This window comes from Microaerobacter geothermalis (assembly GCF_021608135.1).
GTDB classification, from domain to species: Bacteria; Bacillota; Bacilli; order DSM-22679; family DSM-22679; genus Microaerobacter; species Microaerobacter geothermalis.
Genome location: NZ_JAKIHL010000009.1, coordinates 62,800 through 75,050 on the forward strand (window position 1 = coordinate 62,800; position 12,251 = coordinate 75,050).

General features: G+C 40.0%; 15 protein-coding genes. 14 read left to right on the forward strand and 1 reads right to left on the reverse strand.

Features of this window, described 5'->3' with window-relative positions:
* The 10 genes from L1765_RS05915 (at position 1) to L1765_RS05960 (ending at position 8,399) form a co-directional block, all read left to right on the forward strand.
* Complete coding sequence (locus L1765_RS05915) at positions 1–606, forward strand: lysophospholipid acyltransferase family protein (protein WP_236405722.1); 606 nt, start codon at positions 1–3, stop codon at positions 604–606.
* Positions 607–710: 104 nt separating this feature from the next.
* Positions 711–1,865 carry a 30S ribosomal protein S1 gene (gene rpsA / locus L1765_RS05920; RefSeq protein WP_236405723.1) on the forward strand — a complete coding sequence of 385 codons (1,155 nt, stop codon included), beginning with the start codon at positions 711–713 and terminating at the stop codon, positions 1,863–1,865.
* Positions 1,866–1,874: 9 nt separating this feature from the next.
* Positions 1,875–2,933, forward strand: coding sequence for a type 2 isopentenyl-diphosphate Delta-isomerase (fni, locus tag L1765_RS05925; protein WP_236405724.1), 1,059 nt, complete (start codon positions 1,875–1,877; stop codon positions 2,931–2,933).
* A 232-nt stretch (positions 2,934–3,165) separates the two neighbouring features.
* On the forward strand, positions 3,166–3,780 hold the full coding sequence (locus tag L1765_RS05930) for a YphA family membrane protein (protein ID WP_456238228.1): 615 nt from the start codon (positions 3,166–3,168) through the stop codon (positions 3,778–3,780).
* Between the two features lie 5 nt (positions 3,781–3,785).
* A complete protein-coding gene (locus L1765_RS05935) occupies positions 3,786–4,682 on the forward strand; it encodes a YIEGIA family protein (protein WP_236405726.1) in 897 nt (298 codons plus the stop codon).
* Positions 4,679–4,876, forward strand: coding sequence for a capping complex subunit for YIEGIA (locus L1765_RS05940; RefSeq protein ID WP_407942208.1), 198 nt, complete (start codon positions 4,679–4,681; stop codon positions 4,874–4,876). The genes L1765_RS05935 and L1765_RS05940 overlap by 4 nt, the downstream gene beginning before the upstream one ends.
* Positions 4,877–5,034: 158 nt before the next feature.
* Positions 5,035–6,348: a ribosome biogenesis GTPase Der gene (gene der / locus L1765_RS05945; RefSeq protein ID WP_236405727.1), complete on the forward strand. Its 1,314-nt coding sequence runs from the start codon at positions 5,035–5,037 to the stop codon at positions 6,346–6,348.
* 14 nt (positions 6,349–6,362) lie between these two features.
* On the forward strand, positions 6,363–6,965 hold the full coding sequence (gene plsY / locus L1765_RS05950) for a glycerol-3-phosphate 1-O-acyltransferase PlsY (protein WP_236405728.1): 603 nt from the start codon (positions 6,363–6,365) through the stop codon (positions 6,963–6,965).
* A 57-nt stretch (positions 6,966–7,022) separates the two neighbouring features.
* The gene (locus tag L1765_RS05955; protein WP_236405729.1) at positions 7,023–8,063 is read left to right on the forward strand and encodes an NAD(P)H-dependent glycerol-3-phosphate dehydrogenase; all 1,041 of its coding nucleotides are present in this window, start codon (positions 7,023–7,025) and stop codon (positions 8,061–8,063) included.
* 60 nt (positions 8,064–8,123) lie between these two features.
* A complete protein-coding gene (locus L1765_RS05960; RefSeq protein ID WP_236405730.1) occupies positions 8,124–8,399 on the forward strand; it encodes a stage VI sporulation protein F in 276 nt (91 codons plus the stop codon).
* Between the two features lie 6 nt (positions 8,400–8,405).
* Here L1765_RS05960 and L1765_RS05965 read toward each other — a convergent pair whose 3' ends face one another.
* Positions 8,406–8,858: a hypothetical protein gene (locus L1765_RS05965; protein ID WP_236405731.1), complete on the reverse strand. Its 453-nt coding sequence runs from the start codon at positions 8,856–8,858 to the stop codon at positions 8,406–8,408.
* 211 nt (positions 8,859–9,069) lie between these two features.
* Here L1765_RS05965 and L1765_RS05970 point away from each other — a divergent pair, with 211 nt between their 5' ends.
* From L1765_RS05970 to spoIVA, 4 genes are all read left to right on the forward strand, one after another.
* Positions 9,070–9,231, forward strand: a complete 162-nt coding sequence (locus L1765_RS05970; protein WP_236405740.1) for a DUF2768 family protein — start codon at positions 9,070–9,072, stop codon at positions 9,229–9,231.
* 53 nt (positions 9,232–9,284) lie between these two features.
* Positions 9,285–9,632 (forward strand): 2Fe-2S iron-sulfur cluster-binding protein, encoded by a 348-nt coding sequence (locus L1765_RS05975; RefSeq protein WP_236405732.1) that lies wholly within the window; start codon positions 9,285–9,287, stop codon positions 9,630–9,632.
* Between the two features lie 12 nt (positions 9,633–9,644).
* Entirely contained in the window at positions 9,645–10,367 is a 723-nt protein-coding gene (locus tag L1765_RS05980) for a hypothetical protein (RefSeq protein WP_236405733.1), read from the forward strand.
* Between the two features lie 149 nt (positions 10,368–10,516).
* Positions 10,517–11,995 carry a stage IV sporulation protein A gene (gene spoIVA, locus L1765_RS05985; RefSeq protein ID WP_236405734.1) on the forward strand — a complete coding sequence of 493 codons (1,479 nt, stop codon included), beginning with the start codon at positions 10,517–10,519 and terminating at the stop codon, positions 11,993–11,995.
* Positions 11,996–12,251 lie beyond the last annotated feature (256 nt).

Below are 12,251 nucleotides of genomic sequence, written 5' to 3' on the forward strand. Positions count from 1 at the left end.
ATGTGGTATAAGATATTTAAGTTCTTATTCCAGGTACTATTTCGCTCTCTCTATTTTTGGAAAATAGCAGGCACTCACTATATACCCAAAAACGGGCCGGTCATTATTTGTTCCAATCACATTAATAATTTAGATCCGCCTTTGGTAGGTTCAGCTATTAAAAGAAAGGTGTACTTCATGGCTAAAGAAGAATTGTTTCGGATTCCCGTACTTTCTTATCTCATTACGAAGTTTGGCGCCTTTCCCGTAAAAAGGGGAAGTGCAGATATCCAGGCATTAAAGCAATCATTACGGATTTTAAAAGATGGGAATGTTTTAGGCATCTTTCCTGAGGGGACCCGAAGCAAAACCGGAAAACTTGGAAAACCATATCCGGGGGCAGCTTCCATCGCCTTGAAGTCTAAAGCGGTAGTCATTCCCGCAGCTATTATTGGACCTTATCGTCTTTTTAGACCTGTTACCATTATTTTTGGTCCGCCTGTGGATCTATCGATGTTTTATGATCAAAAAGGGAATGAAACCGTAGAAATGGCAAGTGAAAAAATAATGAATGCCATTGGTGAAATAATTGATTCATACCAGGGGAATATTAACAATAAGTCATAATCTATTTTTATCGGTATCATCAAAGTCATTCTGATTTGACTTTGTGAGTGTATACATTTAATTTATCCAGTAGTTGCTGGCGGAATGTTAAGGAGGTCTAAATCATGGTTGAAGAAATTCAAAATGAATTAACAGAAGTAAGTACATTACAAGTGGGAGACATCGTAAAGGGCAAGGTTTCTAAAGTGGAAGATAAACAGGCCCTTGTTGATGTAGGTTATAAATTTGACGGTGTGATCCCCATCAGTGAGGTTTCCAGCCTTCATATAGAGAGGGTGGGAGATGTTTTACAAGAGGGGGATGAGGTGGAGCTTAAGGTCATTCGCCTAAATGATGAAAAAGATGAACTTGTTCTTTCCAAACGCGCTGTTGATAACGAAAAAGCATGGAAAACATTGGCGGAAAAGGTTCAGAACAACGAGTCTTTTGATGTTGTTATTGCCGATGTGGTAAAGGGAGGCCTTGTTGTTGATTTGGGAGTACGTGCCTTTATTCCTGCTTCCCATGTAGAACAATTCTTTGTGGAGGATTTTTCAGATTATAAAGGACGTACTTTAAAAGTGAAGATTATTGAATTGGATCAAGAAAAAAATAAAGTGATTCTCTCCCATCGCGCTGTTTTGGAAGAAGAAGCGGAGCAACAGAAGGAAAAGATCTTTGAAAAATTATCTCCAGGGGAAGTTTTGGAAGGTACCGTCCAGAGACTTACCGATTTTGGAGCTTTTGTTGATGTGGGCGGGGTTGATGGTCTTGTTCACATCTCAGAATTGTCATGGAAAAGAGTGGCCACTCCTTCTGAAGTTGTAAAAGAGGGAGATGTCGTCAAAGTGAAAGTTCTAAAAGTGGACAAAGAAAACGAAAGAATTAGTTTAAGCATTAAAGCAACCCTACCCGGTCCTTGGGAAGAAGCCGGAACCAAATTCAAGATTGGCGATGTAGTGAAGGGGACTGTAAAAAGATTGGTAAGCTTTGGAGCATTTGTAGAAATTGCTCCCGGGGTTGAAGGTTTGGTTCATATTTCTCAAATTGCAAACCGCCATATCGGGACTCCTGGCGAGGTGTTAAAGGAAGGTCAGGAAGTAGAAGCCAAAATTATTGACATGAATCTCGCAGAAAAACGAATCAGTCTTAGCATCAAAGAAGTTGAACAGGAGAAAGCAGCAAAGGTGGTTGAAAAACATAAAGAGGAATATACATCATCCGGAATGGGTGTTACATTGGGTGATGTGTTGGGGGATAAATTACGCAATTTAAAATAAGGTGATTTCATGTCGAGAGAGTTGCGGAAAGCGGAACATATTCGATTGGCCCTTTCCACAGAGGAACAAATATTTGGGAATGGCTTGAATGATATTCAATTTGTCCATAATTGCATACCCAATATTAATCTAGATGAGATTCGATTAAACACCATAATCGGCGAACTGGTTTTGAGTTCGCCGATTATCCTTAATGCCATGACTGGGGGCTCCAAAGAGTCAGAAAAGATTAATCAATCTCTTGCCATTGTTTCAAGGGAACTGGATTTTCCTATGGCTGTAGGTTCTCAAATGGCTGCAGTAATGGATCCCTCCTTGGCTTCTTCCTATTCTATCGTAAGGAAAGAGAACCCAAATGGTATTCTCTTTGCCAATCTCGGGTCTGAAGCAACGATTGAACAGGCCAAAGTAGCCGTTGAAATGATAGAGGCTAATGCCATCCAGATTCATTTGAATGCTGTTCAAGAGTTGGTTATGCCTGAAGGGGATAAAAACTTCAAGGGTATGATTGAACGTCTCAGAAGGATTATAGAAGAGATGCCGATTCCTGTTATTGTAAAAGAAGTTGGATTTGGAATGGCAAGGGAGGAAATCCTTCTTCTTAGCCAAATAGGAGCGGATGCAGTAGATATTGGCGGATTTGGCGGAACCAATTTTGCTCAGATTGAAAATAAGAGAAGAAATGAAAACCCGTTTCCCCTTTTTAACCAGTGGGGAATTCATACGGCAGAAAGTTTATTGGAAGGAAGGGGCTGCCATGTTCAACTCATTGCTTCCGGCGGCATATATCATGGCCTGGATGTAGCAAAAGCGATTGCTTTGGGTGCCGATGCCGTAGGGATTGCCAGGCCTTTTTTAAAATCTGTTTATGAATCCGGCATTGAAGAAGCAATAAAAAAAGGGAAGTCAATTTTGGATGAATTACGTCTGGTGATGGCGGCGTTAGGAATTTCTAACATACAAGAATTGAAAAGGACACCTTTGGTTATTATGGGTAAAACTGCAGAATGGGCAAAATTAAGAGGAGTTGATATTGCTTCATTTGCCCGAAGAAAAAGAGAACGGTAAATCACCGTTCTCTTTTTCTTCTCCCTTTTGCACCCTCAAGCTGACTCCATCATCATAATACCCAGATGTTCTTGAGGACTCCGTTCTTAAGCCTGGAAGCGGACTTTAGCAACGTTTTGGCTGAACTCGACTCGCTGTAGGTGCAAATCTTTGGTTCTGTTTTCGTCTAAAACTGACCTTTCTGATACATACTATGAATATGTAATGATGGATCATAAGTGGGTGATGTTTTATGAAGCCGGGTATTGTCTCATTCATGATCTTTTGGTTTGTAAATATCGTGTTATTTAGCGGATGGATGGACGGTTGGTTGTCAAAATTAAGAATGAAAGTATGGTTGTTTGCTGTTTTTTCATTATTGTATTTTGTTATGCTATTTTTTAACATTCAGTTTGGACAATTTAAGATCAATGGCGGATTTATGATATTCGCAATTTTTTTTCTCTATTTTGGGGAAAAAATTTTAGGAGATCATTTGCCTGCAACCGTGGCATCTGCCTTGCTGATTTCTTCTGTATATTTATTATTTCGGATGTTGGTGCGCATGGATCCTGTCCTGTTGGTTTACGATGAGCGATGGATGTTAACAGGACTTGTGACGATCATTGGGATTATGATTGCTGCAAATAAAGAGCAGATGATCTGGTTTATAGGAATCGGAATTCTGATTGGAGAAGCAGCGTTCCAATGGCATCTCAAAAATGATGTTCCCAATTCTGTGATAGGAACCAGTTTCTTTCTGGATGTCATTTGGTCCTCTTTAATGATCGGAGCAATTCTTAAAAGTGTTCTCTCAAAAATAGGAATTTTAACCTGGGTAAAGAAGAGAGTGTTAAAGCAGGTGTAAAGAAGGTGAATTTCGTCAGTACGTATACAACAGCTGTTATATTAGGCGTTTTGTTTGGTTTTTTTTCTCGGCTAATCATGTTAAAAACCGATTATCGTCAATACCCTACCTATCCCCATGGTAGGGTAATCCATATTTCCCTTGGTCTGATCGCTGCTGGCCTTGGTTCCGTTGCTGTTCCAGCGTTGTTAAAGCAGGATTATACCGCAATAACTTTCCTGGGTTTAGCGGCCCAACAGTTTAGAGATGTTAGGAATATGGAGCGGAACACATTGACTGAATTGGATAAAATGGAACTTGTGCCAAGGGGGGCAACCTATATTGAGGGAATTGCCATGGTCTTTGAAGGGAGAAATTATCTGGTGATCTTTACTTCTTTCGTGACGGCTTTGGCATCCGTATTATTCACCTGGAAGGTAGGAATTCTTGTGGGAACATTGGCCCTTCTCATCGATAAGCTGTTTATGGGGGGAAAGAAACTGGGAGATATTGTGGATATCAAACATGAAGAGGTTCGTATTGACGGACCTAACATCTATGTGGGAGATATTTACATTATGAATATAGGGTTAGTGGATTCCCGGGAGAAGATAAAAGAACATGCATTAGGATTTATCATCACTCCCAAAAATAAAAACAGTGTGGCTACCATTGCAAACTTGGGACAGCGGCAAGCGATCTTACATGATGTCTCTACCATATTAGGAGTATATCGAGATACCGGGGAGCCATCCCTTGTCCCACTGGCAAAACGTGATTTGTCCACGGGAAGACTAGGGGTCTTTCTACTGCCCCAAGAGAGGGATATACAAAAAGCAATAGAAATCATCGGGAAGATCCCTGTATTAGAAAGTGCGGTTCGACTTCCTGGGGAAACTTCAGTTCAGGGGGGTGAAGAATGATGGGGACCACCCTTGAAAAAGTGATTTTAGCTGTCATTACCATGCACCCGGAAAAAATCGGCGGAACTGGTCCGTTTTTTTACGTATCGGATGAAGAAGAATTACAGCAGATTTCATTTACCCTAGAGAAAATATTGGACGGAGTTGCCCATGAAGTAGACAAGGGGATCCTCATTATTGTCAGGCATTCATGAACATCCTGTGTTTAGTCCGTTATTCCATTACATTAGATCTATTGCATTTTCGAAATTGGTCCAACTTGTTATCCTATTGCTTGCACGAAGTTTGTTTTCAGCTTAGAATATATAGAGATGTGAAAGCGGTAAAAAGTAATTAGAGAAGGAGTACTTGCATGGCAAAATCAGTTGTAGCCATTGTTGGTAGACCCAATGTAGGAAAATCAACATTGTTTAACCGACTTGTTGGCGAAAGAATTGCAATCGTTGAGGATCGCCCAGGAGTAACAAGGGATCGCATATACAGTAAAGCCGAATGGCTGGATAGAACGTTTCATCTTATTGATACGGGTGGTATTGAAATAGAAGGGGAGGACGAGTTTCTTCTTCAAGTAAGACAACAGGCGGAATTAGCCATTCATGAGGCCGATGTCATCATCTTTATGGTTGATGGCAAATCCGGATTAATGCCATCCGATCATGAGATTGCCAAAATTCTTTACAAATCAAAAAAACCGGTGGTGTTAGCTGTAAATAAAGTGGACAATCCCAATATGTTTCATCAGGTTTATGAGTTTTATGAATTGGGATTTGGGGAGCCTATTGGAATTTCCTCCTCCCATGCCTTGGGAATAGGGGATCTTTTAGATGAAGTGATTCAATATTTTCCTGAAAATGATGATGACGATTATGGGGAAGAAGTAATCAAGGTTTCCCTAATTGGCAGACCTAATGTGGGAAAATCATCCCTTGTAAACGCCATATTGGGAGAAGAGCGTGTGATCGTCAGTCCAATAGCCGGGACAACCCGAGATGCCATTGATACGCCCTTTGAAATCGGAGATCAAAAATATGTCCTAATTGATACGGCTGGAATGCGAAAAAGGGGTAAGGTTTACGAAAGAACAGAAAAATACAGTGTGCTTAGGGCTTTGAAAGCCATCGAGCGTTCAGATGTTGCTCTGGTTGTTTTAGATGGGGATCAGGGAATTATTGAGCAAGATAAAAAAATAGCCGGTTATGCCCATCAGTCTGGCAGGGGAGTTATCATCGTTGTAAATAAATGGGATATCGTTGAAAAAGATGATAAGACAATGCAGCGTTTTACCGAAGAAATTAGAACGGAATTCCAATTCCTGGATTATGCCCCGATTTTATTTGTTTCAGCCAAAACTAAAAGAAGAGTATCTGCTATTCTTCCGAAAATCAATGAAGTGGCTGAACATCACTCTATGAGGGTATCAACCTCAGTGCTGAATGATCTATTAGCAGATGCCATTGCTTTAAACCCACCTCCTGCTGATAAAGGAAGGAGGCTGAAAATTTATTATATAACCCAAGTGGCTGTGAAGCCTCCTACATTTGTTGTGTTTGTGAATGAACCGGAATTGATGCATTTTTCCTATGAAAGATACTTAGAAAATAAAATTAGGGAAAGCTTTGTATTTGAGGGGACACCAATACGTATATTCACGAGGAAAAAGTCTTAAGGGGAAGTGACAATGTGGAATGGATCATTTCAATAATTCTCGCTTACTTGCTTGGTTCGATCAGCTTTAGTTACATTGTAGGAAAAAAACTAGCCAATATTGATATTCGCCAGCACGGCAGTGGCAATGCTGGGGCCACCAATACCTTGAGGGTATTGGGAAAAGGCCCTGCTGCATTGGTGTTTTTATTGGATGTACTAAAAGGAGTTGCTTCCGTTTTGACTGCAAAATATCTGGGGGATGGAAGTCATGCGATCATGATCACCAGTGGATTGGCTTCTATCGTCGGACATAATTGGCCGGTATTCTTTCATTTTAAAGGTGGAAAGGGAGTAGCAACAACTATAGGGGTAATGGCAACTCTTGTATTTAAAGCAGCATTTTTCGCAGGAATTTTCGCTATTTTATCGATTGTTATTACTCGGTATGTTTCTTTGGGTTCGCTGATTTTTGCTACCCTGTTATCTGTTTTTATATATTTTTTAGATTATGAGTTGATATATTTGTACGTAGGATTGCTCATTACGATTCTGGCTTATATTCGACATTACAAAAATATTATTAATCTTATGAAGGGTAAAGAAAGAAGGTTGGGAGATTCTAAGCGAAGCCTATAAGGGACTGTTGAATAAGTAATTTTTTAAACAGTCTCTATAACAGGAGGGATGTCCTAAATGAACAATGAAGTGATCGTCATAGGTGCAGGGAGTTGGGGTACAGCCCTTTCTATTGTGTTGGCTGATAATGGATATCAAGTTACGTTGGTATCAAGAAAAGAGAAACAGGTTGAAGAGATTAATGAACAACATACCAATGAAAAATATTTGCCAGGAGTGATTCTTCCTGACTCCATTTATGCTGCTTCATCCATAGATGGATCAATAAAAAATAAGAGGATGGTATTATTGGCTGTCCCTTCCCATGTGATTCGAGAAATGGCACAAAAAATCTCCCCTTATTTATGCGAGGATACTTTAATTGTTCATGCTGCAAAAGGATTAGAGATTAATTCCTTAAAGAGAATGAGTGAAGTGATTCGTGAGGAGATTTCGCCTCTATTCCATAACCGATTAGTAGTACTATCCGGGCCCAGCCATGCGGAAGAGGTTAGTCATCGTTCTCCTACTACTATTGTCGTTGCTTCAGAAGATATGAAGAGCGCTGAAGAGGCTCAGGATATATTTATTAACCAACACTTTCGCGTATATACTAACCCCGATGTGATTGGAGTGGAAATTGGTGGAGCCTTAAAAAATATTATTGCACTGGGCGCGGGACTATCGGATGGGTTGGGATTCGGAGACAACGCAAAGGCAGCTTTGATGACGAGAGGACTTGCTGAGATTGGCAGATTAGGCGTTGAATTAGGTGCCAATCCCCTCACATTTGCGGGTCTGGCTGGAGTTGGAGATTTAATCGTCACCTGTACGAGCAAGCATAGCCGTAATTGGCGGGCTGGCTATATGATTGGGCAGGGTCAATCCCTTGATCAAGTACTCAGCTCCATGGGGATGGTTGTAGAAGGGGTGAAAACAACAAAGGCTGCCCATCAACTGTCATTGTACAAAGAAGTGGAAATGCCAATTACTGCCCAGCTTTACAAAGTTTTGTTTGAGGGTAAAAATCCTAAACATGCCGTAGAGGACTTAATGGGAAGAGGTAGAACCCATGAAATGGAGGAAATTGCCTCACACATGTTTCCTTTTCCCAAATAATGCACCGATTCAGCATCCTTCTCATATGATACTTTGACAAAGTAATGAGGAGGATTAAAAATGAGTAATCGTTTCTCTAAGGATATGTTTGACAAATTAAAAAAGAAAACTAGAAACTTGGATGAACATGCATTAAAGAAATTAGCGAATGGTGTAACACCAGGTGACTTAAACGACGAAGATAAGGCAAAGGAATTGGTTAGGAAATTATCCAAAGCAGTAAATGTGCCTCTGTCAAAGGGAAAAGAAGAAAAAATCCTTAAATATTTAAAGGACCATCCAATTACCCCCAGTGATGTCAGCAAGGTTAAAAAAATGTGGAATGACAAAGGGTGACTACTGCTAGTCACCCTTTTCCTCTCTATCATCGTTGGACAAAAGTGCTTGCACCAGCGGTGATTGCAAAAATTTACCGATTTGTTCAAAATCAATTTTGCTGATGCTATTTAATAAATTAGGTGAATTCCTTCCAATCCTTCGTTTCAAATAGCTGAATTTCTCCATTTTTTCAAGCAGGTTGTATAAGGAATCCATGGTTCTTTCCAGTTCTTGAATACTTGTGCTCGCATCTCTAATTCCTGTTCTAAATCTGGTCAGTCTGTCTTTAAGTGGTGAAAAGTCTTCAATAGGCCCTACCGAAGAGAGATCTGAGTCCGCTTTAATCGATTTAAGCTTTTGCTTTTGCATAGGCTTTACAGAATTTCTGGGTAAACGAGGCTTTTGCAGATCAACATTTCGCTTTTTCTGCAAGGGCTTAATGGCGTAAGGATTTCGCCATTTTTCGTTTTGGGTCATCATTTTCCCCCCATATCCCGATCTTAATTCATAATATCATATGCGAGTAACTTGACATAGGTTCTGAACCGGGATAACTTATGATATAATTATTTCAAATGATTTGGGTGAAACTAAACATCCATGACCCTACGGGTCACAAATTGATATGAAAAGGTATTTTCATATCAAAAATTATCTTGTTTCATAAACAAGGATTGGGTGATTTGTGATGTTAGAAGCATTTATTGCTATTTTTTTACTCATATTGGCAAATTTATTAATCACCTTAGCCAGACATAAACTGCACGGTTTTTTAAAGCGTATTGTTACTATTTTTGCTTATTTGTTACTAATACCAGCTTTTATTTTTGGTTTGCGGGTGATTTTTTAACTGGCTAGAACTCTCATGAAAGGGAGAAAATAAAAACAACAGAGGAGAAAATCATGAAAGTAGAGCTATTGATATTACCGGAAGGAAAGAAAGTGATTGGAAATCAAGGACTAACAGTTTTGGAGATTGCCAAAAAGAACCGGGTTTTTATTTCATCTAAGTGTAATGGAAAAGCTTCCTGCTCATCTTGTAAAATAAAAGTAATCAATGGAAATTTTTCACCGGTCAATGAATTGGAAAGAAGGAGATTATCGGAGAATCAAATAAAAGATGGGTACCGGTTGGCATGCCAGTTGAACGTGGTAGGTGGCGGATCCATAGAAATTCCCGAGGATCCGTTTAAAGCAGTAGTCAGGGCAAAATTGGCAGCTCAGGCAGCAAATAAAGAAGATCTGCTTTAGGAGGACCCTTAGATGGGAAAGAGAATGATTCTTTTTCTTTTAGTTGCTATTTTTTTGACAGGCTGCATGTATCCGCAAGAAAGAAGGATGGAGAATATCCCGGTGGATCAAAGTGTGAAAATGGTCCAGGAAGCTGTTGAGCAATTTCAGGAAGAGACGACCGTATTGCCCATTGAAACCCGGCCGGCAGACACTCCTGTTTATGAAAAATATATCATTGATTTTGGAAAACTTGTCCCCCGTTACATTCCTTTTGTACCCACAAACGCCTTTGAAAATGGGGGAATATACAAATATGTTCTTGTTGATGTTGAAACTGAGCCAAAGGTGAAATTGCTAAATTTATACCTTTTAAATGAGATTAACGACATTCAACGAAGGGTTAATTTATACAAATACAAAACGACGGCATTGCCTGTGAAAAGCATGATTGACAAAAATTATTTTACCATTGACTTTTCACAATTAAACCGGAAGGCTCCAGAAATAAAAAGCCCTTTCACTTCTAATTTCTTGCCAGTGATAATGGATATAAATGGAAAAGTTGGAATTGATTACAGCATGGACTTGATGATTAAGCTGAAAGAAGTGGTGCAGCTTCCGCCTGATGGAGAGGATATTCGGGATTTGCTTGTAAATGATTCGTATTTTGTACCCGTCGCATCCTTTGAATATACCCTTAAAAATAATGAACCTGTATTTTTGTTTAAGGATGAAGGGAATCAGCTAAGATAGGGATGGGAATCAAATGAGCAGAGATGATCTGCTCATTTTTTTTTGAATTACGTCATATTGATGGGAAAGATTCATATATTTATACTGTCCAAATCTATGTACGAGGCAGTTGTTAAGCCATACGTTAACACTTTTTAGGAGGGGATCTCGTGGAGCGTATTGATATTTTTAAAGATATTGCTGAGCGGACCGGCGGTGATATTTATGTAGGGGTTGTAGGTCCAGTTCGCACAGGAAAATCTACATTCATCAAACGGTTTATGGAACATGTTGTTCTCCCTAATATTTCCCATGAAGGAGATCGACTAAGAGCTACTGATGAAATGCCGCAAAGTGCTGCGGGACGAACAATCATGACGACTGAACCCAAATTTGTTCCCAACCAATCAGTAGAGATCCATGTAACAGAAGGACTGAATATAAATGTAAGATTGGTAGATTGTGTGGGATACGCGGTAACAGGGGCGAAGGGGTATGAAGATGAGCATGGGCCGCGTATGGTGTCTACTCCATGGTATGAAGAGCCGATCCCCTTTCAAGAAGCCGCTGAAATCGGAACAAGAAAAGTAATACAAGATCACTCTACTCTTGGAATCGTGGTAACAACAGATGGAACCATCACAGAAATTGACAGGGAATCCTATATTGTGGCAGAAGAAAGGGTAGTTGAGGAATTGAAGGATGTTGGTAAGCCTTTTGTGATGGTAATTAACTCTACTCGTCCCCACAGCGAAGAAACAGAAGCATTGAGGCTTGAGTTGGCGGAAAAATATGATATACCGGTGTTGGCCCTTAGTATAGACACAATGGACAGCGACGATATTCTGTTAATTATGAAGGAGGTATTGTTTGAATTCCCTGTCCATGAGGTAAATGTCAATCTTCCCAGCTGGGTAATGGTTTTAAATCAGGATCATTGGTTGAGGAAAAATTATGAGGAAGCCGTTCGAGAAACGGTGAAGGATATTAAACGGTTAAGGGATGTGGACCGGGTTGTCGGTTATTTTGATCACTATGATTTTATTGAGAGGGCGTCACTTTCGGATATGAATATGGGTCAGGGTATTGCTGAAATTGACTTGCTAGCTCCAGATGAATTGTATGATCAAATTTTAATGGAGGTTGTTGGAGAAGAAATAAGAGGAAAGGATCATCTCCTTCAGTTAATGGTGGAATTCTCCCATGCTAAGAAAGAGTATGATCAAGTGGCAGAAGCTTTGAATATGGTAAGGCAAACCGGTTATGGCATTGCTCCGCCCTCGTTGAATGAAATGAGTTTGGATGAGCCGGAGATTATTCGTCAGGGGGCTAGGTTTGGTGTCCGGTTAAAGGCAATTGCTCCATCCATCCATATGATTAAAGTCGATGTTGAATCAGAGTTTTCACCGATAATTGGTACTGAAAAGCAAAGTGAGGAACTGGTTCGCTTTTTAATGCAGGATTTTGAGGAAAATCCACAAGCGATCTGGGAGTCGGAAATTTTTGGCCGTTCCCTGCATTCCATTGTACGGGAAGGAATTACCGCAAAGTTATCTATGATGCCTGACAATGCAAGATATAAGCTAAAAGAAACCTTAGAGAGAATTACCAATGAGGGTTCTGGAGGATTAATCGCCATTATTCTCTAATCTATAGATCCTGAACTAAACTTACATGACCCGCAGGGTCACAAATTCTCATGAAAATAATTCCATCCAGTAGTTACCTAGTTACTGTATCATCGTCATCTTCTCATAATGGAAATTGAACAGGGGAATGGTAAGTCGTAAATCTTTATGGTGGTAGCAATATCAGACCCCGCGAACTAAACGGACAGCATCGATCATTGAGCACAAATTCCTGTTGCTGCGAGCACGAATATCAAATTACTGTTTGTCTCTGATC

Excerpts from the sequence above, each read along its gene's own strand:
- L1765_RS05915 (WP_236405722.1), top strand. The coding sequence starts at position 1 with ATGTGGTATAAGATATTTAAGTTCTTATTCCAGGTACTATTTCGCTCT.
- rpsA (WP_236405723.1), top strand. The coding sequence starts at position 711 with ATGGTTGAAGAAATTCAAAATGAATTAACAGAAGTAAGTACATTACAA.
- fni (WP_236405724.1), top strand. The coding sequence starts at position 1,875 with ATGTCGAGAGAGTTGCGGAAAGCGGAACATATTCGATTGGCCCTTTCC.
- L1765_RS05930 (WP_456238228.1), top strand. The coding sequence starts at position 3,166 with ATGAAGCCGGGTATTGTCTCATTCATGATCTTTTGGTTTGTAAATATC.
- L1765_RS05940 (WP_407942208.1), top strand. The coding sequence starts at position 4,679 with ATGATGGGGACCACCCTTGAAAAAGTGATTTTAGCTGTCATTACCATG.
- der (WP_236405727.1), top strand. The coding sequence starts at position 5,035 with ATGGCAAAATCAGTTGTAGCCATTGTTGGTAGACCCAATGTAGGAAAA.
- L1765_RS05955 (WP_236405729.1), top strand. The coding sequence starts at position 7,023 with ATGAACAATGAAGTGATCGTCATAGGTGCAGGGAGTTGGGGTACAGCC.
- L1765_RS05960 (WP_236405730.1), top strand. The coding sequence starts at position 8,124 with ATGAGTAATCGTTTCTCTAAGGATATGTTTGACAAATTAAAAAAGAAA.
- L1765_RS05965 (WP_236405731.1), bottom strand. The coding sequence starts at position 8,858 with ATGACCCAAAACGAAAAATGGCGAAATCCTTACGCCATTAAGCCCTTG.
- L1765_RS05970 (WP_236405740.1), top strand. The coding sequence starts at position 9,070 with ATGTTAGAAGCATTTATTGCTATTTTTTTACTCATATTGGCAAATTTA.
- L1765_RS05975 (WP_236405732.1), top strand. The coding sequence starts at position 9,285 with ATGAAAGTAGAGCTATTGATATTACCGGAAGGAAAGAAAGTGATTGGA.
- L1765_RS05980 (WP_236405733.1), top strand. The coding sequence starts at position 9,645 with ATGGGAAAGAGAATGATTCTTTTTCTTTTAGTTGCTATTTTTTTGACA.